This window comes from Streptomyces sp. NPDC029674 (genome assembly GCF_044903205.1).
Classification (GTDB): Bacteria; Actinomycetota; Actinomycetes; order Streptomycetales; family Streptomycetaceae; genus Streptomyces.
Map to the genome: position 1 here is coordinate 155,243 of NZ_JBJDPY010000005.1, position 20,521 is coordinate 175,763.

Annotated in this window: 17 protein-coding genes; 12 read left to right on the forward strand and 5 right to left on the reverse strand. The window is 69.1% G+C overall.

Annotated features, from left to right (window positions below):
- Positions 1–33: 33 nt before the first annotated feature.
- On the reverse strand, positions 34–3,393 hold the full coding sequence (locus ACI2L3_RS14150) for an amino acid adenylation domain-containing protein (RefSeq protein WP_404752635.1): 3,360 nt from the start codon (positions 3,391–3,393) through the stop codon (positions 34–36).
- A 256-nt stretch (positions 3,394–3,649) separates the two neighbouring features.
- On the opposite strand from ACI2L3_RS14150, the gene ACI2L3_RS14155 reads away from it, so the two are divergent.
- The 6 genes from ACI2L3_RS14155 to ACI2L3_RS14180 all read left to right on the forward strand — a co-directional run bounded on the left by ACI2L3_RS14155 (position 3,650) and on the right by ACI2L3_RS14180 (position 10,522).
- Positions 3,650–4,414: a sulfotransferase family protein gene (locus tag ACI2L3_RS14155; RefSeq protein ID WP_404752636.1), complete on the forward strand. Its 765-nt coding sequence runs from the start codon at positions 3,650–3,652 to the stop codon at positions 4,412–4,414.
- 31 nt (positions 4,415–4,445) lie between these two features.
- A complete protein-coding gene (locus ACI2L3_RS14160) occupies positions 4,446–5,408 on the forward strand; it encodes a thioesterase domain-containing protein (protein WP_404752637.1) in 963 nt (320 codons plus the stop codon).
- Positions 5,405–6,190 (forward strand): class I SAM-dependent methyltransferase, encoded by a 786-nt coding sequence (locus tag ACI2L3_RS14165; RefSeq protein WP_404752638.1) that lies wholly within the window; start codon positions 5,405–5,407, stop codon positions 6,188–6,190. Before ACI2L3_RS14160 ends, ACI2L3_RS14165 begins: the two co-directional genes overlap by 4 nt.
- A 99-nt stretch (positions 6,191–6,289) precedes the next feature.
- Complete coding sequence (locus ACI2L3_RS14170) at positions 6,290–8,161, forward strand: amino acid adenylation domain-containing protein (protein WP_404752899.1); 1,872 nt, start codon at positions 6,290–6,292, stop codon at positions 8,159–8,161.
- On the forward strand, positions 8,158–9,498 hold the full coding sequence (locus ACI2L3_RS14175; protein WP_404752639.1) for an MFS transporter: 1,341 nt from the start codon (positions 8,158–8,160) through the stop codon (positions 9,496–9,498). Before ACI2L3_RS14170 ends, ACI2L3_RS14175 begins: the two co-directional genes overlap by 4 nt.
- A gap of 343 nt (positions 9,499–9,841) precedes the next feature.
- Complete coding sequence (locus tag ACI2L3_RS14180) at positions 9,842–10,522, forward strand: response regulator (protein WP_404752640.1); 681 nt, start codon at positions 9,842–9,844, stop codon at positions 10,520–10,522.
- Between the two features lie 74 nt (positions 10,523–10,596).
- Here ACI2L3_RS14180 and ACI2L3_RS14185 read toward each other — a convergent pair whose 3' ends face one another.
- The 3 genes from ACI2L3_RS14185 to ACI2L3_RS14195 all read right to left on the reverse strand — a co-directional run bounded on the left by ACI2L3_RS14185 (position 10,597) and on the right by ACI2L3_RS14195 (position 14,221).
- The gene (locus ACI2L3_RS14185) at positions 10,597–11,484 is read right to left on the reverse strand and encodes an ABC transporter permease (RefSeq protein ID WP_404752641.1); all 888 of its coding nucleotides are present in this window, start codon (positions 11,482–11,484) and stop codon (positions 10,597–10,599) included.
- A gap of 74 nt (positions 11,485–11,558) precedes the next feature.
- Positions 11,559–12,485, reverse strand: coding sequence for an ABC transporter permease (locus ACI2L3_RS14190; protein WP_404752642.1), 927 nt, complete (start codon positions 12,483–12,485; stop codon positions 11,559–11,561).
- A gap of 56 nt (positions 12,486–12,541) precedes the next feature.
- Positions 12,542–14,221: an ABC transporter substrate-binding protein gene (locus ACI2L3_RS14195; RefSeq protein WP_404752643.1), complete on the reverse strand. Its 1,680-nt coding sequence runs from the start codon at positions 14,219–14,221 to the stop codon at positions 12,542–12,544.
- A gap of 315 nt (positions 14,222–14,536) precedes the next feature.
- Between ACI2L3_RS14195 and rsgA the strand changes: the two genes are divergently transcribed.
- A complete protein-coding gene (gene rsgA, locus ACI2L3_RS14200) occupies positions 14,537–15,607 on the forward strand; it encodes a ribosome small subunit-dependent GTPase A (protein ID WP_404752644.1) in 1,071 nt (356 codons plus the stop codon).
- 58 nt (positions 15,608–15,665) lie between these two features.
- Here rsgA and ACI2L3_RS14205 read toward each other — a convergent pair whose 3' ends face one another.
- Positions 15,666–16,088 carry a secondary thiamine-phosphate synthase enzyme YjbQ gene (locus tag ACI2L3_RS14205; RefSeq protein WP_404752645.1) on the reverse strand — a complete coding sequence of 141 codons (423 nt, stop codon included), beginning with the start codon at positions 16,086–16,088 and terminating at the stop codon, positions 15,666–15,668.
- 135 nt (positions 16,089–16,223) lie between these two features.
- Here ACI2L3_RS14205 and ACI2L3_RS14210 point away from each other — a divergent pair, with 135 nt between their 5' ends.
- The 5 genes from ACI2L3_RS14210 (at position 16,224) to ACI2L3_RS14230 (ending at position 20,437) form a co-directional block, all read left to right on the forward strand.
- Positions 16,224–16,307 carry a putative leader peptide gene (locus ACI2L3_RS14210; RefSeq protein ID WP_355809829.1) on the forward strand — a complete coding sequence of 28 codons (84 nt, stop codon included), beginning with the start codon at positions 16,224–16,226 and terminating at the stop codon, positions 16,305–16,307.
- Positions 16,308–16,481: 174 nt separating this feature from the next.
- On the forward strand, positions 16,482–17,366 hold the full coding sequence (locus ACI2L3_RS14215) for an ABC transporter permease (RefSeq protein ID WP_404752646.1): 885 nt from the start codon (positions 16,482–16,484) through the stop codon (positions 17,364–17,366).
- Positions 17,339–18,088, forward strand: coding sequence for an ABC transporter ATP-binding protein (locus ACI2L3_RS14220; RefSeq protein WP_404752647.1), 750 nt, complete (start codon positions 17,339–17,341; stop codon positions 18,086–18,088). The genes ACI2L3_RS14215 and ACI2L3_RS14220 overlap by 28 nt, the downstream gene beginning before the upstream one ends.
- An 88-nt stretch (positions 18,089–18,176) precedes the next feature.
- Positions 18,177–19,226 carry an ABC transporter substrate-binding protein gene (locus ACI2L3_RS14225; RefSeq protein ID WP_404752648.1) on the forward strand — a complete coding sequence of 350 codons (1,050 nt, stop codon included), beginning with the start codon at positions 18,177–18,179 and terminating at the stop codon, positions 19,224–19,226.
- 2 nt (positions 19,227–19,228) lie between these two features.
- Complete coding sequence (locus tag ACI2L3_RS14230) at positions 19,229–20,437, forward strand: LLM class flavin-dependent oxidoreductase (protein WP_404752649.1); 1,209 nt, start codon at positions 19,229–19,231, stop codon at positions 20,435–20,437.
- The last annotated feature ends 84 nt before the right edge of the window (positions 20,438–20,521 follow it).

Genomic DNA, 20,521 nt, shown 5'->3' on the forward strand with positions numbered 1-20,521 from the left:
TCTCTTCTCGCTCGTACGGTCCGTGGCACCCGGTCAGCTCTGCTCGTCCGCGGCGCCCGCGGCCTCCGCCTTCATGAGACGGGCCGCGTCGTCGTCCGACATGCCCTCGATCAGGGCGAGCAGGTCGTCGTCGCTGCCGCTGATCTGTGCGCGCAGCCGGTCGACGCACTCCGCGAGGTGGGCCACCGTGGGAGAGCGGAAGAACTCCGCGAGGCCGACCCGTACGTGGAAGCGCTCGGAGAGCAGCGACATCAGCTGCGCGGCCTGGAGGCTGTTGCCCCCGATCGCGAAGAAGTCGTCGTGCACGCCGACCCGCTCCTGTTTCAGGGCCCGGGCGAAGATCTCCTCGGCGAGGACCCGCTCGGTCTCCGTTCGGGGCAGCGCGCCGGCGTTCTCCCGCACGGCGGCGGAGTGGTCCGGTTCCGGCAGCGCCCGCTGGTCGACCTTGCCGCTGACCGTGAGCGGGAGCGACTCCAGCGCGACGAAGAACGACGGCACCATGTAGCCGGGCAGCCGGTCGGCCGCGTGGGCCCGCAGCCGTGCCTGTTCGACCGCCGCGCCCGAGGACGCGGTGTAGGCCACCAGGTGCCGCTCGCCGTGCGGGTCCGTCCACGGCACCACGGCCACCTGGCTGACGCCGGGACAGGTCGCCAACGCCGCTTCCACGTCGCCCAGTTCGATGCGCAGTCCGCGGATCTTCACCTGCTGGTCCTTGCGCCCGACGAAGACGAGGCTGCCGTCGCGTCGCCTGCGCACCAGGTCGCCGGTGTGGTAGAGACGTCCGTCCGCGGTGCTGTCGAAGGGGTCGGCGATCACTTTCTCGCGCGTGAGCCCGGGTGCCCCGAGGTAGCCCCGGGTCAGCCCCTCGCCACCCACGAGCAGTTCGCCGACCACGCCGTAGGGCACCGGCTCCAAGTGCTCGTCCAGGACGTGCGCGACATGGTTGGCGATGGGCAGCCCGATGGGCGGGGACGCGTCCCAGTGGCCGGGGCACTCGTGGACGACCATGGTGACCGTGCACTCCGTCGGGCCGTAGCCGTTGAAGAAGCGGTGGCCGTCGCGGTTCCAGCGGTTCACCAGTTCGCCGGGGAAGGCCTCGCCCCCGACGAAGACGATGCGCAGGTCGGGCAGGCGGTCGGGGTCCAGGAGGGCCAGCACCGCGGGCGGCAGATCGACGACGGAGACGCGCTCCTCCTCCAGCAGCTCCTGCAGCCGGCCGACGTCCAGGCGCACTTCGTCCGGGACCAGGTGCAGTTGCGCCCCGGTGAGCAGTGCGTTGAACATCTCACCGACGGAGACGTCGAAGTTGGCCGACGCGTAGCCCAGCACACGGTCGTCCGGGGTGATCTCGAAGAGCTCCCGCATGGCCTCGACGAATCCGACGACCGAGTGGTGCTCGATGAGCACGCCTTTGGGGCGGCCGGTCGTACCGGAGGTGTAGAGGACGTACGCGACGTCCCCGGGAGACACCGCGAAGGCCGGGGCGTCGTCGGCCTCTTCGGACAGGGCGTCCGCCAGCTGTTCCAGTACGAGCACGTCGTGGCCGCCGGGCAGGCTCCGGGCGCACTCCTCGTGGGCGAGGACGGCGACCGGCGTGGCGTCGTCGAGGATGGACGCCATGCGGGCCTGCGGATAGCCGGGGTCGACCGGCACGTACGCGGCACCGGACTTGAGCACCCCGAGAACGCCCGCGACCAGGTCCGGCGTACGGCGCAGGCACAGCGCCACCCGCTCACCGGGCCCCGCGCCGCGGGCGCGCAACACCCGGGCCAGCCGGTTCGCCCGCCGGTCGAGCTCGGCGTAGGTGAGCCGCTCGGCGCCGACGACCAGGGCGACGGCGTGCGGGGTCGCCCGTACCCGGTCCTCGAACAGGGCCGGTACGGAGAGATCGGGGACGGCGAGGGCGGGGCCGTTCCACCTGGTCACCATCTCCTTGCGGGCGGCCGACGTGAGCAGCGGGGTCCTGGGGACCGTCAGCTCCGGGTCGGCCAGCACCGAGGTGAGGGCCTGCTCGTAGTGGGAGAGCAGGTCCGCGACGGTCTCCGGGTCGAAGAGATCGGTGTTGAACTCCGCCTCGACGATGCTGCCCTCGGGGCGCTCGGTGACGTTCCAGCTCAGATCGAAGCGGGACGTGCCGGCGTCGAGGTACTCCTGCCCGACGTCGAGTCCCGGCAGGCCGAGGCCCTCGTCGACAGTGTTGTGGAAGGCGAACACGACCTGGAACAGCGGGGACCGCGACAGGTCCCGCCGGGGCCGCGCCACCTCCACGATCTTCTCGAAGGGCAGCTCCCCGTGCGCGAAGGCATCACGCGCCAGCTCGCCGACGCGCCCGACGAGCTCGCGGAAGCTCGGGGCCCCCGACAGGTCGGCGCGCAGCGGAAGCATGTTGACGAAGAAGCCGATCAGCCGCTCGGTCTCGACCTGGTCGCGGTTGGCCGTGGGCGTGCCGACGACCACGTCGTCCTGGCCGCTGTACCGGTGCAGGAGCAGCAGGAAGGCGGAGAGATGAATGACGTACGGCGTCACGCCGCAGGAGCGGGCGAGCCGTGTCACGGGGGCTGTCAGCTCCGGGGCGAGGACCTGACGCAGGTAGGTGCCGTCGTACGTCGTCTCCGCGGGGCGGGGCCTGTCGGTGGGCAGTTCCAGGGTGGGGGCGCCGGTGAGCTGTTCGCGCCAGTACGCGGCCAGCTCCTCGTACGTGTCGCCGGTCAGGCGTCGCCGCTGCCAGTGCGCGTAGTCGCCGTACTGGACGGCGAGCGGGGCCAGGACGTCGGCGGTCCGTGATGTCGTCTCGGCGGCGTAGGCGGCCGAGAGCTCCTCCACGAACACGCCGGCCGACCAGCCGTCGAAGACGACGTGATGGACCACGAACACGAAGAGGTGGTCCTCGGCACCGAGGAGCGCCAGCTCCGCTCGCCACAGCGGGGCCCGGGTGAGATCGAAGGGAGTGCGCGCCAGGTCGTCGGCGAAGCCGCGGGCCGCGTCGGCGCCCGGCGGTGCCGAGGAGAGGTCACGGACCACGAGCGGTACCGCGACCTGGGGGTCGTCCGCGGGCAGCACCCGCTGCACCAGGCCGGAGTGCGTCTCCACCAGGGAGGTGCGCAGGGTCTCGTGGCGGGTGACCACGGTCCGCAGCGCCCGGCGGAGGGCGGGTACGTCGAGTGCGCCCCGGATGCGGAAGCTGCGGGCGACGTTGTACGTGGCCCGGCCGGGCGCGAGCCGGTCGATGAACCAGAGGGTCTCCTGCGCATGGGACAGGGGCGGGGGCTCCTGTGTGTCCCTGGGTGTCAGTTCCTGGCCGCGCCGGTCCTCGGCTCCCGAGCGGAGTTGCGCGAGGAACTCCGCCCGGCGGCTCTCGGGCAGCTTGGCCAGTCTGTTGACCAGCTCGCTCATGGCGGATCTCCATTCGGCCGGGCTTCGGGTACCGATTCGGAACGATAAAGAGAAACCCCGCGAGCTGTCCTCACCACCGGCGCTCGACCGGGGTAAGCGTGACGCTTACCCCGGTGTGGCTCAGCGATGAACTATCGCGTAAAGCCTTTCGGTATTCCGCGAACCGGGCTCTGGATTACCCTGCTTGCTGGTTGCGGCTGCCCCCTGTGCGGCGGCGGGCCACGGTGACCGTGCCGTTCGAGAAGAGGAGCCGGACATGAAGGACTCGCTGCGCGACGGAGGTTCGGTGCCGCAGGTCATCGCCTTGTGGAGTGCGCCCCGCTCCCGTTCGACCGCGTTCCTGCGCATGATGATGGGGCGGGACGACGTGGTCGCCCTGCACGAGCCCTTTTCCCGTCTTGCCGACTTCGGTTCCGCGGAGATCGGGGACCGGGTGGTGCGTTCCGAGGCCGAACTCATAGCGGCGATCAGGGAAATGGGAGCGAAATCGAGCCTGTTCTTCAAGGACACCACCGATTTTCGCTACCCCGGAGTGCTCGAGGATCAGGAATTCCTGCGCGAGGTGTGTCACACCTTCATCATCCGGGACCCCATAGAGGTCATCGCTTCGCACTACGCGCTCAATCCCGAACTGCGCTTGGAGGAGGTCGGGTTCGCCCGCCTCCAGGAGATCTATCTGGCAGTGGCGCAGACCCGGGGGGCCGAGCCCGTCGTGGTGGACTCCGACGATCTCATCGACCGGCCGGCGGACACCGTGCGCGCGTACTGCGAGCGGGTCGGGCTGCCGTTCGACCCCACCGCGCTCTCCTGGTCCCCCGGCATGCCCGCCGAGTGGCGGTTGACGGCGCGCTGGCACCAGGACGCCAGCGCCACCGACGGCTTCGTGAAGAGCACCAAGACGTATGCGGACACGGTCGGGAACAACTCGCTGCTCGCCGAGTACTACCGGGAAGAACTGCCCTTCTACACCTACCTGTACGAGCGGCGCCTGAAGCTCCTGCCGACGCCCGCGCAGCCGTAACGGCACGCGAAGGGGGGGCAGGAGCGCCGGGGTGGACGAGGGGGAATCAGTGACGCGCGACGGCAGTACGCCTTCCATGGAGGACCGCATCGGGGCTCTGTCCCCGGCCCAACGTGAGCTGTTCCTGCGCAGGCTCCAGGAGCGGGAGCGGACCCGGTCTTCCGGTGTGGCCACCTCGTCGGGCGGCGTGATCGTCCTGCGGGAGGGGGCGGCCGGGCGAGCCGATCCGATCGTGCTCACCCATCCCATCGGTGGCGGCGTCTTCTGTTACGGGCCTCTCGCCCGGCTGCTGGACGGTCCGCATCCGGTCTGGGCGATCGCCGCCGACGACTCTCTCGCCGACGGACGCCGGCCGACCGTCGCGGAGTTGGCTCAGCACTATCTGGATCTTCTCGGTGAGCGTGGAGTGGAGCATCCCGCGCTCCTGGGCGGCTGGTCCTTCGGCGGCCTGGTCGCGCACGAGATGGCGCGCCGCCATGCCTCTGCGACCGGTCGGGCCGCGCCGGTCTCGCTGATCGACAGCGCACCGTGGCCGGCCGGAACCGGCCCGTGGTCCCGGGCGCAGACGCTGCGGGCCTTCGTCGAGGATCTGCTCGGGTCGAGCGGCGCCAAGACCGACGGGGTGCCGCTGCCGGACACGGTCTGGGACGCCCCGGTGCCCGAGGCACTGGAGCGCGCGGCCCTGGGCCTCGCGGAACAGGGGCTCGGCCTCGGCCTCGACCCCACGGAACTCCGGGGGCGGTATGCGGTGTTCGCCCAGGCCACCAGAGCCATGCAGCGGCACACTCCGGGCGCCTACCGGGGGCGGGTGACGCTCTTCCACGCGCAGGCCTCCGACGTCAGCCCTGACACATGGCGGCCCCTGTGCACGGAGGCTCCGCTCATACAGCACCGCGTCCCTGGTGATCACTTCACTCTCTTGACCGGGGAAACCGTGCGCGACATCGCCAGCATTCTGCTTCACACCGTCAACGAAACTCAGGAGCACCGGTGACCGGGACCGCAGACGACTACCTTCACGAAGCAGAGATCTATGACGTTCTCTGGGCCGATCTCAACAGCTTCGACCTGCCCTTCCTGCTGACCGAGGCGAAGGAATTCGGCGGCCCGCTGCTCGAGATCGGATGCGGCACGGGCCGGGTGCTGCTGCCCTGCATGGAGCACGTCGACCGCGCGGTGGGCGTGGACCGCTCCCCGTCGATGCTGGCTCAGGGCCGTGTCAATCTGTCGCAGTCCGGGGTGCCGGAGGAACGCGTCGGACTGGTCGAGGCCGATCTACGGGATTTCGACCTCGGTGAGCGCTTCAAGCTCGTCCTCGCCGGCGGCCAGACCATGTTCCACCTCGAGACCGACGAGGACTGGCTCGCGGCTCTGACCGCCATTCGCCGCCACATGCTGCCCGGGGCGCGTTTCGTCGCGGGAGTTCCCGTGTTCCAAGAGGCCGACTTCACCAACTACCACAACCGTCAGCTTTTCGTGGACGAGATCCGTCACCCGCGTACGGGCCGGCGGATCGCGCTGTGGGACTACAGCACCTTCGACTTCGAGAAGCAGAGCATCACGCGTCGACGGGTGAGCGAGATCCTGGACGAGCAGGGTCTCGTCCTGGAACGCCGCCATGACATCCGCAGGAACATCTACCGGTTCCCGCCGCAGATACGCACGTTGCTGGACCGGGCGGGTTTCCGCATCGAGCAGGAGTACGGGGACTACGAGCGCGGTCCTTACGCACCGGACTCCGAGGATTTCGTCTGGGTCGCCACCGCCGCCGAGTGAACAGCCCAACCGTCAGAAAGGGGAACAGCGGTGTTGGACGCGTCCGGGAATCCGGCGGATCAGAGCGGTACGAGTGTGTGCGGGGTGCTGGCACGAGCGGTGGACCGGTGGCCGGGGCGCGTAGCGGTCTCCGACGGTGCGCAGTCGTTGTCGTACGCCGAGTTGGACCGTTTGTCGGGAGCGCTGGCCAGGCGTTTGCGCGCGGTGGGTGTGCGACGCGGTTCCCTGGTGGGGGTCTGTACGGACCGGGGTGCGGGACTGATCGTCGCGCTCGTCGCCGTGCTGCGGGCGGGGGCAGGTTATGTGCCCCTGGACCCGGGCTATCCGGGTGAGCGGCTGCGGCTGACGGCGGTGGACGCCGGATGTGTGGCGGTGGCGGCTCCGGGGCGTCTTGCGGAGACGTTCGCGGGGGCGACGGGCGCGTTCGTCGACCTCGACGATCCCGGCGACAGCAGCGCCCTCGACGACGACAGTGACGGCTTCGACGGTGGGTGGGCCCGGGTCTCGGGCCGGGACACCGCGTATGTGATCTACACATCGGGCTCCACGGGCCGCCCCAAGGGCGTGGCGGTCAGCCACGACAACCTGCTGCGGCTCTTCTCCACCGCGCGGGACCTGTTCGGCTTCGACGAGTCCGACGTATGGACGATGTTCCACTCGGCCGCGTTCGACTTCTCGGTGTGGGAGATCTACGGCGCGCTGCTGCACGGGGGCCGCGTCCATGTCGTGCCCTACGCCACCACCCGTGACCCGGACGCCATGTGGCGGCTGATCGGCGAGCAGCGGGTCACCATGCTCTCCCAGACCCCCACCGCGTTCGCGCACCTGGCCCGCGCCGCCGCCCGCGCCGGTCACGGCCCCACCCGCCTCAGGCACATCGTCTTCGGCGGTGAGGCCCTCCAGCCCGCGCAACTCACCGACTGGGCCGCCCACTACGGCATCGGCTCCCCTCACCTGGTCAACATGTACGGCATCACCGAGACCACCGTCCATGTCACCCACCACCGCCTCACCCAGGCCGACCTGAGCGACCCCCGTCCGCACGGCACACCCATCGGGACTCCGCTGCCCGACCTCGCCGTCCATCTCCTGGACGACCGGTTGCGGCCCGTCGCCGACGGCACGATCGCCGAGATGTACGTATCCGGCCCCGGCGTCACGCAGGGCTACCTCGACCGTCCCGATCTGACCGCCGGCCGCTTCCTGCCGGACCCGTACATACCCGGCGGACGCCTCTACCGCACCGGTGACCTGGCCCACCGCACCCCCGGCGGCCGCCTCCATCACCACGGCCGCAGCGACCACCAGATCAAGCTCCGCGGGTTCCGCATCGAACCCGGCGAGATCGAACGCACCCTCCTCGCGCACCCCAACATCGAGGCCGCCGCGGTCACCCTCGACCACAGCGACCCGACCCACCCCCGGCTCGCCGCCTACACGGTGCTGGCCCCCGCCACCCCGGCCACGTCAGTCACCCTCAAGTCCCTCCACGAGCACCTCACGCAGCACCTCCCGCCCCACATGGTCCCCACGACCATCACCCCTCTCCCCGCCCTCCCCACCACCCCCAACGGGAAGCTCGACCCCACCCAACTACCGGTCCCCGTAAGGGCGTGGGACGATGCCGCGTCGGCCGACGGGCCGCGCGACGAGATCGAGGAGGGCATCGCGGACAACTTCGCCCAGGTGCTCTCCCTCCGGCACGTCGGCATCCACGACGACTTCTTCGACGTCGGCGGGGACTCCCTGCTCGCCGTCCGCCTGATGGCCAGGGTGCGCCGCGACTTCGGCGTGCGGCTGCAAGTCCGCGTACTGCTCGAAGGGCCCACCGTCGCGCAGCTGGCCCGGGCCGTGACCTCGGAGCTGATGGCGGCGATGGATCCGGACCGGCTCGACGCCCTCCTCGCCGCGCAGGAAAGCCCGCCGGACGCTTCGCCCGCGCAGGCGCCCCCTCATGAAAGGACGACATGAACAATTCCGCAGACGGGCCGACGAAACGTAGGGCCGCCCGCAGGGGAGAACTGCGGGAGCTGGTCGGTCAGCGGGAGTTCCGGCTTCTCTACATCGGGCAGACAAGCTCCATCATCGGTGACGCGATCGTGCCGGTCGCCCTCGCCTTCGCGGTGCTGGAGCTCACCGAGTCCGCCACCGCCCTCGGCCTGGTGTTCGCCGCACGAGTGGTCCCCACCGTGCTGCTGCTCCTGCTGGGGGGAGTCATCGCCGACCGCATGTCCCGTCGGCGCCTGATGCTCCTGTGCGACGCGGCCTGCTTCCTGTCCCAGTTCGCCCAGGGCGTCATGCTGCTCACGGGAACGGCCTCGCTGCCGTCGATGCTCGCGCTCCAGTTCATCGCGGGTACCGCCGGCGCCTTCTTCCACCCGGCCGCCACCGGCCTGCTGCCCGAGGTCGTCAAGCCCGCGCAGCTGCAGAGGGCGAACGGCCTGATGGGGCTGAGCGAGAACACGGCGTACACCGTGGGTCCGGCGATCGCGGGCGTCCTGGTGGTCATGTTCTCCCCCGGCGCCGCCCTGGTCTTCGACGCGGCGACCTTCGCCGTCAGCGCGGCCGCGCTCTACTTCATACGTCTCGCGCCCGGATCCGCCACCACGGACACGGAGGAGACGGAGAAGCCTTCGTCGATCCTCAACGACCTCAGGCTCGGCTGGGACGAGTTCCGCTCCAGGACATGGCTGTGGACGATGGTGGCGTGGGCCGCCTCGTTCCACCTGCTGGTCCTGCCCGCCTGGCAGGTGTTCGGCCCCGCGCTGGCCCGTGACGACCTCGGCGGTGCGTCCGCCTGGGCGATCATCAGCGCATGCACCGGCCTCGGCTCCGTGCTGGGCGGGGTGATCGCGCTGCGGATGCGGCCGCGCTTCATCATGCGCGCGTCCTTCATACCGCTCGGACTCTACGGACTGCAGTTCCTCGCCATAGCGCTGCTCGCTCCGGTGCCCGTGATCGCCGTCGCCGCGGTCATCAGCAACATCGGCCTTTCGATGTTCAACGTCTTCTCGCTGACCGCGATGCAGCAGAACGTCCCCATCGGCTCGATGAGCAGGGTCAGTTCGTACGAGTGGCTGGGAAGCATCGGGCTGCTGCCCGTGGGCCAGGCTCTCGTCGGTCCGGCCGGGGGCCTGACCTCCACAACGACCGTACTCGTCGTCGGGGCCGTCTGGATGTTCCTCACCCCCGCCCTGCTCTTCGTGGTCCGGGATGCCCGCAATCTGGAGGCGGTGCACGAGGATCGAGATTCGGACAGCAAGGCCGCCGAATTGCAGCCACAAACCGGCGCGAGCTCCTCATCCTGATACAGGACGGCGCGATCACGACATGTGGAGTGACTCGATCGCGACCACCGCGGGGCCGCGAGAATTTCGCCGGTAACGTCCTCAAAAGCATACGGCGCAAATAAACTCAAGCCTTGACCTGTCCCCCGGGAGTCGGCAATGTTGCCAGTAACCAGAGCGTCACTGCCAGAAACTGGAGCGACGTCGGGGGACAGGGAAGACCAACTGGGGGAAATCTAGCTCTATGCCGTAGTGTCCACGGGCAACGACCTGCGCCCGTGGGCCGGTTGCGCATGCGCGAGATTTCAGTATCAGTACGTGCGCTTTCCCATGCCCCCAGCTAAGGGAAGTGAAACGGGGGAACATGCCAATCGACGTACTGATTTGCGATCAACTGCCAGTTGTTCGAAACGGGATAAGCGCAATTCTGGCGCCCGAAGAGGACATTCGCGTCATCGATTCCACGGCTTCCGGAATCCACGCGATGATGATCGCCCGCACGCGACGGCCCCATGTCATCATCACCAGCCTCACCCTGGACGGGCTGTCCGGTCTCGAAATGATCAAGCGGCTCCGCAAGGAAGACCTCTCTCCTGCTCCGCGCATCGTCGCCTTCACCATGGACGACAGCGACGACGTCATCTCCGCCCTGCTGCACGCGGGCGTCACCGGTCTCTTGGTCAAGGAGGTCGACCACGCGGAGATGATCTCGGCGGTACACGCCGCGGCGCAGGGACAGATGATGCTGGCGCCCAGGGTCGCCGAACGACTCGTCACCTGGTTCCGTCGGCAGGACAGCCGACCCGAGGGGGGCCTGCAACCCGTCGCGGCCGCCCTGACTCCGCGGGAGCGGCAGGTTCTCTCGCTCATCGCGCGCGGCAGGTCGACGGAGCAGGTCGCGGTGGATCTCGCCATCGGCATCGCCACCGTACGCACCCACGTGTACCGGCTGCGGAACAAGCTGGAGGTCCGGGACCGGGCTCAACTGGTCTCGTTCGCCTACCGCTCAGGTGTGATGCAGATGGCCACCGCCGACAGCAGCTGATACAAGGGCTCGCGCCGCCGGCAGGTCCAGGACCTTCCGGCGGCGCGAGCCCTTCGGGGCCACCCCGAGGCGAATCAGTGCAGCTTGGGGTCGAGAGCGTCGCGCAGTCCGTCGCCGACGAAGACGAAGCCGAGTACGGTCAGGACGATCGCGACGCTGGGGAACGCCCAGAGGTGATCGCTGACGCCGATGAACTCCCGGCCCTCGGCGAGGATGTTCCCCCACTCCGGCACTCCCGGAGCGACGCCGATGCCCAGGAACGAGAGGGAGGCCACGCTGACGATCGCCGTCCCCGTGTTGAAGGCGGCGTACACGAGCACCGGTGTCATCGAGTTGGGCAGGATGTGCCGCAGCACGATCCGGGTGTGACCGGCGCCGAGTGCCCTGGCCGCGGCGACATAGTCGGCCTCCCGGACCGAGAGGATCGAACTGCGCAGCAGGCGGGCCACCGTCGCCCACGAGAACAACGCCAGCGCGGCGATGACCGGCCAGACCCCCTGACCCGTCACCAGAATGATGGCGATGGCGCCGATCAGCAGCGGGAAGGCGAGGAAGACATCCGCGGTCCGCATGATCACCGCGTCGACCCATGCGCCCGCATAGCCCGCCAGCGCTCCGAGCCCGACACCTATGGCACAGGTCAGCACGATGGAAGCCAGCCCGATCAGCAGGGCGAGGCGGGTCCCCGCGACCAGCCGGGAGAGCAGGTCCCGGCCCAGGCCGTCCGTCCCGAACCAGTGCTCGGCGGACGGCCCCGCCATGGTGTTGCCGAGGTCCTGCGTCTCCGGGTCGTGCGGCACCAGCAAGGGCCCGAAGACCGCGGTCAGCACCAGGCCCACCACGATGACGAGTCCGACCACGGCGAGCCGGTTGCGCAGGAACCGGGATCGCACGACCCGCCAGTAGGTCGTCTGCGGCGGCGTCGAGGACGCGGCGGCCGGACTCTTGGTCAGTTCACTCATGGAGCTTCCTTCGTCGGGACCGGGGTCGCGGTCGGGCCGGCGGGAATGCGATCGGTCAGCTTTCCCTGAATCGGTCAGCTTTCCCGGATGCGCGGATCGAGCGCCGCGCACAGCAGGTCCACCAGCAGGCTCAGCACGACGAAGACAGCGATCCCGTACGTCACCACTCCCAGGACGACGGGGTTGTTCTGCTGGCGGACCGCGGTGACCAGGGCGAGCCCGACACCGTCCCAGTTGAAGATCGCCTCGGCGATCAGGGCTCCGCCCATCAGCAGACCGAGGGAGATGCCGAGATAGGTGACGACCGGGATGATGGAGTTCCGCAGCACGTGCTTGAACAGCACCGTGCGGGGCGGCAGCCCCTTGGCGATGGCCGTCTTGATGTAGTCCGCCCGCAGCACCTCCAGCATCGTCCCGCGCATCAATCGGGCGACGAGCGCCGCGTCGACGATGGCCAGCGTCACCGCGGGCAGCACCAAGGACTCGATGCCTCCGGTGCTCAGCAGCGGGAACCAGCCCAATTCCACGACGAAGAACTTCTGCAGCAGGAAACCGATGACAAAGGTCGGGAATCCGATGGCCAGCGTGGAGACGAAGGTCGCCGAGACGTCCCAGACGCTGTACTTGCGAACGGCCGCCAGCACGCCGACCGGTACTCCGACGACGATGTTGATGACAATGGCGGCCAGGGCCAGCTGTGCGGTGTTCAGCAGTTTGGGAGCAAGGATTTCACTGACTTCGCGTCGCTGCACATAATCTTCGCCGAGGTCACCGGAGAGCAGCCTGCCGACATAGTTGAGGTACTGCTCATGGAACGGCTGACCCAGGCCGTAGCGCTCCCGCAGCTCGGCCACGACGACCGGGTCATGGGCGTTCTCACCGCCGGCCAGTGAGCCGATCGGGTCCCCCGGGAGCACGAAGAGGCAGACGAAGAGAACGACAGTCGCACCTATGAGGACGATCAGCATCTGCCCGAAACGACGGGCTATGAAGCGCCCCATGACATGTCCTCTCTCCGTACCGCTTCTTCACTTCGCCTCTCGTGCTCCCCGCACCGCTACTTCAACGAGATCTCCTCGAGATACGGCGTCTCCCCGAAGGAGAGAGCATCGAGCCCGTCGAACTTGTCCTTGGCCACCAACCGGTACTCGGACCGGTGGAACGTGGGGATGAGCGCCATGTCATCCATGGCGATCTTCTCGGCCTGCTTGTACATGGCCACCCGCCGCTTCTCGTCCTTCGTCGCGCGGGCCCGGTCGACCAGCTTGTCGAATGCGGGGTTGTCGTAGCGGCTGCGGTTGTCGCCGGTGACTTCACCGCTCTTGTCCTTGGAGATCGAACCGGAGTGCAGGAGCGGATACAGATAGTTGTCGGGCGTGGGATAGTCCGCACCCCACGAGTACCGGAACATTCCCGTGGCACTCGCGCTCTGTTCGGCCTCGAGCCCTTCCCTGAAGGACTTGCCCTGGAGCTTCACCTTGAGCCCGAGGGTGTCCTCGAGCTGTTTCGCCACGGCCTGGATCCACTGATCGTGCCCGACGCCGGTGTTGAACACGATGGACAACTCGTCACCCGGCTCGAGTCCCGCCGCCTTCGCATGCGCCTTCGCCTTCTTGGCATCGGTCTTCAGGCAGGAAGCACACAGCCCGTCCTGATACGACTTGGCCAGCGCGGGCGGGACGATCGAGGAGGCCGGCCGCTGATAACCCTTGTAAAGGCCCTCGGTGATGGCCTTGCGGTCGATGGCGTAGGAGACCGCGAGGCGGGCGTCCTTGCTCTTGAGCGGCCCCTGGTCGGTGATCGGCAACAGGTAGTTCATGCCGTTGACGTCCTGGGTCAGCCAGTTCCCGGTGGACTTGTACTTGGCTTCGGCGGCCCGCAGTTGCCCCGGCGGGATGTGCGCGTAGTCGAAGAGGCCGGTCTGGAAACCCTGGTACTCGAGATCGAACATGCTCTGGTCGTTGAGCAGAGAGATGTCCACCCTGCCGACCTTGGCCTTCTTCAGCCCGTAGCCGTCGTTCCGGACCAGGGAGATCTTCTTGTTGTGCTCCCACTTGCCCGCCATCTTGAACGGGCCGTTCCCGATCGGCAGGTCCGCGAACTTCTTGAACCCGTCGGTCTCGGCCACCTCGGGAATCGGGCTGAACACCGTGTGCGCGGTCTTCTTGTCGAACTCGCAGTCGCTCGCCGCGAGTTTGACGCGCAACGTCGTGGCATCGGGCGCGGAAAGACCGCTCAGTCGCTTCGACTTTCCGCTGCGCACCTGGTCGTAGCCGACGATTCCATCGAGGTGGTACGACACATCGGACGCCAGCTCCGGGTTCACCGAACGGTTCCAGCCGCGCACGAAGGCCTTGGCGTCGACCGGTTCGCCATTGGTGAACTTCGTACCGCTCTTGACCGAGAACTTCCACTGAGTGCAGTCGTCGTTGGTATCGGCCGCCGTGGCGAGCCGAGGCTCCATCTCACCCTTCGGATTCACGCGGTACAGACCGGTGAACACCACCTCGGAGACAATCAGCCCCGTCGTCTCCGACGCCAGCCCAGGATCGATCGAGGCCGGTTCGGTCAGACCGAACCGGAAGGTTCCGCCATCGACGGACCCCTGGTTCTCAGTCTCTCCCCCGCAAGCCGTCACCGCCAGGGCGAGGACCACGGCCCCCGCGCCCCATCTGATTCTCCCGCTGCCACGCATGCAGTTGCCTGCCTCCCTCGTTATCCCACCCTCGGCGCCCAACTATTGGAGGGCGGCGAGCCGCTGAGCCACTGAAACCACGTCACGTTTGCATCACACAGCGCTGCGGCATGTTCTTTTTCGGGAGCAATCGGGAGCGACGGCCATGCCAGGGAAACGTAAGGGTAATTGGCATCGGACCGCAGCGACCGATGCGTTGACGCCTGTTTCCGCCCGGCGTTCAGCTCCCCTTCATCAATAGGACTTAGCCCGGCATAAGCAGGGTGATTACAGATACTGCTCGCCAGTGGTTTCTGTTGGCAGCACCCGGTCCCGTCGGTAGGCTCGGACGACGCGGCTTCTCGAAGGGCTAAACCGTTGACAGAACTTGCTGCTTCTCATCCACTCGCCGAGTACGGCTGGAACGACGGGATCGAAGCGGATTTCGCCCCGCACGCGTCCAAGGGGCTGCTGCCCGGCCGGGTCATCCGCGTGGACCGCGGCCGCTGCGAGGTGGTGACGCTCGCCGCGGACGGCTCCTCGGCTCTGGCCCTGGACGCCGATCCGGCCCCCGTCGCCTCGCGTGACCCCATGTGGGCGGTCTGCCCCGGGGACTGGGTCGCCGTGGACGCCGATGCCGAGCCGGCGGCCGTACGGGTCCTGCTGCCCCGCCGTACCGCGTTCGTGCGGTCCACCTCCTCCAAGCGCTCGGAGGGACAGGTCCTCGCGACCAATATCGACTACGCGGTGATCGCCATTTCACTCGCCGTCGAACTGGAGTTGGAGAGGGTCGAGCGCTTCCTCGCCCTCGGGTGGGAGTGCGGGGCACAGCCCGTGGTCGTGATGACCAAATCCGACCTCATCCACGAGCCGGAGACCCTGCGCTTCCTGGCACAGGACATTCGCGACGCCGCCCCCGACGTGCCGGTCCTCGCCGTCAGCGCACAGACCGGCGCGGGCCTCGCGGAGCTGGCCGCCCGGCTGTCGGACGGCACATCGGTACTCCTCGGGCAATCCGGCGCCGGCAAGTCCACCCTCGCCAACGTGCTCGTCGGCCAGGAGCTCCAGGAGGTCAGGGCCGCGCGGGACAGCGACGGAAAGGGCAGGCACACCACGACCCGCCGCGACCTGCTCGTACTCCCAGGCGGCGGAACCCTGATCGACACCCCCGGCCTGCGCGGCGTCGGCCTGTGGGACGCCGCGCACGGCCTCACGCTGCTCTTCTCCGACATCGAGGGCCTGGCGGGAGCCTGCCGCTTCCAGGACTGCTCCCACACGGCGGAACCCCGCTGCGCCGTGCTGGCGGCGGTGGAGGACGGTGAGCTCTCCCAACGACGCCTGGAGAGCTACCGCAAGCTGACGAAGGAGAACGAGTGGATCGCGGAGCGCATCGACGCGCGGCAGCGCGACGAGGTGCGCAAGAACTGGAAACGCGGCAACCGGTCCTGACGGCGGGGCGCTCCCGGGCCTGCGCTCAGACGCGGCGCGCCCCGCTCGGTGTTCCCGGTCAGCCCAGGAAGCTCAGCCGCACCTGCCGGTGAGGATTGTCGACATTGGTGTCGACCAGGCACACCGACTGCCACGTCCCCAGTTGCAGGCTCCCGTCCACGACCGGCAGTGTCGCGTGCGGGGGGACCAACGCCGGCAGGACGTGGTCGCGGCCGTGCCCCGGGCTTCCGTGACGGTGCTGCCAGCGGTCGTCCGCGGGGAGCAGTGTGTGCAGCGCGGCGAGCAGGTCGTCGTCGCTGCCCGCGCCCGTCTCCAGGACGGCGATGCCCGCCGTGGCGTGCGGGACGAAGATGTTGAGGAGGCCGTCGCGGCCGCCCGCGGCTTCGCGCAGGAAGGCCTCGCAGTCGGTGGTGAGGTCGACGACCGCCTCGTGCGAACCGGTGGCGACCTGTAGGACTCGGGTGGTGAATACGTCGGACATACACCCATCTTCTCCCACGCCGCCTCTCATTCACCGACGCCGGGGCCCCTCAGCGTCTCTCAACCCGTGACACCGGAAGTCCGCCTTTCGAGACGCCATTGACCGTGCGTGCACGATCTGGCTACGTTCTGCGGCATGTTGCGTTCAGCCCTGCTCACCACGCGCGGTCACATCGACCTGCTGCGGGTGGCCTCCTCCGCGTGTCGCCGCGGCTGCTGACGCCCTTTCACCCCGCTTTCGCGTTTCCCTCTTCCGGTTACGGCCGGTAGGCGCTCCGTGCCGTTCACACATGCCCGCACCTGTGGTCTGAACTGCGAGCCGAGCCGCCTCCGCGCCGCCCGCCGGTAGCACCCTCCTCCTTCCACCTTCCCCTCCCCCTCCCCTGGAGCGCTTGTGCGCATCAGTCATGCCCCGCCGCATGCCTCACCGCCGCCCGACATATCCCTTAAACCAGCATACGAGCCCACGCCGGGGCCCGAACTCGAAGCCCTCGTCCCCTCCTCCAGCCGCCGCGCCCGCGTCCCCCGCTGGCTGCGCCGCACCTCGGGCCCGCTCACACTGCTCGCGCTCTGGCAGGTGCTCAGCGCCACCGGCGTACTGACCAGCGACGTGCTCGCCTCGCCCGGCACCGTCGCCCGGGTCGCCGGGGATCTCATCCGGGACGGATCCCTGCCGAACGCCATGGGCGTCTCACTGCAGCGCGTCGCCATCGGGCTGCTGTTCGGCACCGTCGTCGGCACGGCGCTCGCCCTCGTGTCCGGGCTCTTCCGCATCGGCGAGGATCTCGTGGACGCCAGCGTGCAGATGCTCCGCACCGTGCCGTTCGTCGGGCTCATCCCGCTGTTCATCATCTGGTTCGGCATCGGCGAGGCGCCGAAGATCGCCATCATCACGCTCGGCGTGTCCTTCCCGCTCTATCTGAACGTGTACGCCGGGATCCGGGGCGTCGACGCCCAGTTGATCGAGGCCGGGGAGTCGCTCGGCCTGTCGCGGTGGGGGCTGGTGCGGCACGTCATCCTGCCGGGGGCGCTGCCCGGTGCCATGACCGGGCTGCGCTACTCGCTGGGCATCTCCTGGCTCGCCCTCGTCTTCGCCGAGCAGGTCAACGCCGACGCCGGCATCGGCTTCCTGATGGTCCAGGCCCGCGACTTCCTGCGTACCGACGTGATCGTGGTGTGCCTGGTCGTCTACGCCTTCCTCGGCCTGACCGCCGACTTTGTCGTCCGAACCCTCGAAAGGCTGCTGCTGCAATGGCGACCGACGTTCACCGGCCGGTGACCACGGCCCCGTCCGCCGTACGCGTCGACGGGCTCACCCGCACCTTCGACGGGCGCGCCGTCATCGACGACCTGCGGCTCGACGTACACCAGGGCGAGTTCGTGGCGCTGCTGGGACGGAGCGGCTGCGGCAAGTCGACGTTGCTGCGCATCCTCGCCGGGCTCGACCGCGACATCGAGGGCACCGTCCTCGTACCGCGCCGCAAGGCCGTCGCGTTCCAGGCACCGCGGCTGATGCCGTGGAAGCGGGTGTGGCGCAATGTGCTGCTCGGGCTGCCGGGCAGGCCCGACCGGGGCGTGGCCGAGCGGGCGCTGGCCGAGGTGGGTCTGAAGCACCGCACCACCGCCTGGCCCAAGACGCTCTCCGGCGGCGAGGCCCAGCGCGCCTCGCTCGCCCGGGCCCTCGTGCGCGAGCCCGACCTGCTGCTGCTCGACGAGCCGTTCGGCGCACTCGACGCGCTGACCCGCATCAAGGCGCAGCGGCTCGTCGACGAACTGTGGCAGCGGCGCGGCTGCGCGGTGCTCCTCGTCACGCACGACGTCGAGGAGGCGGTGCTCCTCGCCGACCGGGTGCTCGTCATGGACGACGGTGTCATCGCGTACGAGAAGGAGATCGGCCTGGAGCGGCCGCGCGGCATCTCCGACCCCCGCTTCGGCGAGCTCCGCGCGGAGCTGCTCCAGCGGCTCGGCGTCGAGACGCCCGCCGAAGCCTCCGCCGCCTGAACATTGCCCCCGTCCCGCAGCCCCTCGTCCCGCAGACCCTCACCCGCAAACCTCCCGTCCCCCACGTATCGAAGCGAACGGAACCGCCATGCGACGACCACGCCCAGCCCCCGCCGCCGTACTCCTGCTTCCCCTGGCCCTGCTGCTCGCCGCCTGCTCCGGCACCTCGTCCGCCGGCACCTCGATCGGCGGCTCCGGCGGCGGTACCGACGGCAAGGGGTCGCTGACCTTGAACGTCGGTGACCAGAAAGGCGGTTCGGAAGCCGTGCTGCGCGCGGCCGGGGAGCTCGACGACCTCGACTACAAGATCCGCTGGTCCACCTTCACGTCCGGCCCTCCCCTGCTGGAAGCCATCAACGCCAAGGCCGTCGACATCGGCGGCATCGGCAACACACCGCCGGTCTTCGCGGCGGGCGCGGGCTCGAAGATCTCCGTGGTGGCCGCGACCCACGGCACGGCGGCCGGGGACACGATCCTCGTGCCCGACGGCTCGCCGTTGAAGAAGACCCGGGAACTGAAGGGCAAGTCCGTTGCCGTGGCGCAGGGTTCGTCGGCGCACTACCAGCTGATCGCGTCCCTGAAGAAGGCCGGTCTCGGCTTCAAGGACGTCCACGTCAAGTACCTGCAGCCCGCCGACGCGCTCGCCGCGTTCACCAGCGGCAAGGTGGATGCCTGGGCCGTCTGGGACCCGTACACCTCCCAGGTCCTGCGCGGGAAGCAGGGCCGTGTCCTGACCGACGGGGACGGTGTGGTGAACGGGCTGGCCTTCCAGGCCGCCGCGCCCGGCGCGCTGGCGGACAAGAAGAAGACCGCGGCGATCTCCGACTACCTGAAGCGGCTCCGCAGGGCGCAGGACTGGGTGTACGAGCACCCCGAGGCCTGGGCGAAGGTCTGGGCGAAGGACACAGGGCTGCCCTACGAAGTCGCGCTCGACGCGGTCAAGCGCACCAACGGCACCCGGGTCACGGTGGCCGTGGACAAGAACGTGATCAAGTCCGAGCAGGAGATCGCGGACACCTTCACCGAGCTGAAGCTGATACCGCGCCGCATCGACTTCGGCGACTTCGTCGACACCCGTTTCAACGGCGGTCTGCCGCCCTCCACCAGCAAGCCGCGCACGTACCGCGAGGAGTCCTGACCATGACCGTCCACCTGCACTGGTTCCTGCCGACGGGCGGCGACGGCCGCACGCTCGTCGACCGGCACGCCTACACCGACGGCGGCATCGCGCGCTCCCGCGTCACCCCGGTGAGCGGCGTCCGCGCGCCCGACATCGAGTATCTGGCCCAGATCGCCAAGGCGGCCGAGCAGTTGGGCTTCGAGGCGGTGCTCACACCGACCGGCACGTGGTGCGAGGACGCCTGGCTGACGACGGTCGCGCTCGCCCAGCACACCGAGCGCCTGAAATTCCTTGTCGCCTTCCGGCCCGGCGTGCTCTCGCCGGTGCTCGCCGCGCAGATGGCGGCGACGTATCAGCGCATCACGCGCGGCCGGCTGCTGCTCAACGTGGTGACGGGCGGCGACTCGACCGAGCAGCGCCGGTTCGGCGACCACTTGGACCACGACCGCCGCTACGCCCGCACCGACGAGTTCCTCTCGGTCGTACGAGGGGTGTGGAGCGGCAAGCCGTACGACTTCGACGGCGAGCACTTCCAGATCGAGGGCGGTCTGACCGCGCTGCCGCCGGACCCGCTGCCGGAGATCTTCTTCGGCGGGTCGTCGGCGGCCGCCGGGCCTGTCGCGGCGCGGCACACGGATGTCTATCTGACGTGGGGCGAGCCGCCTGAGCAGGTCAAACAGAAGATCGACTGGATTCGCGGACTCGCCGAGAAGGAGGGCCGTACGGTCCGCTTCGGCATCCGCCTCCACAGCATCTCCCGCGACTCGGCCGCCGAGGCGTGGGCCACCGCGGACCGGCTGCTCGACGATCTCGACCCGGAAACCGTCGCGGCCGCCCAGGAAGCGCTCGGCCGCAGCGAGTCGGTGGGCCAGCGGCGCATGCTCGCGCTGCACGGCGGCTCGCGGGACAAGCTGGAGATCGCGCCGAACCTGTGGGCCGGTGTCGGCCTGGTGCGCGGCGGCGCGGGCACCGCCCTGGTCGGCAGCCATGCCGATGTCGCCGACCGGATCGAGGAGTACCACGCGCTCGGCGTCGAGCACTTCGTACTGTCCGGTTATCCGCACCTGGAGGAGGCGTACTGGTTCGGCGAGGGCGTCATCCCCGACCTGGCCGCGCGCGGGCTGCTGCCCCGCATCCCGGCGTCGCCGCTGAGGGGCGTGCCCGCGGCGAACGGCCGACCGGCCTCCGCCCCGGGCGGTGCTCCGCTGCTGGTGGCCGGAGGACGCTGAGGAATCCGGCCCGGCGGGAAGATCCCGGACCCCGATGAAGTTAGTAGAAACGTGAACGACATCGGGGTACGAGACGCGGCCGCC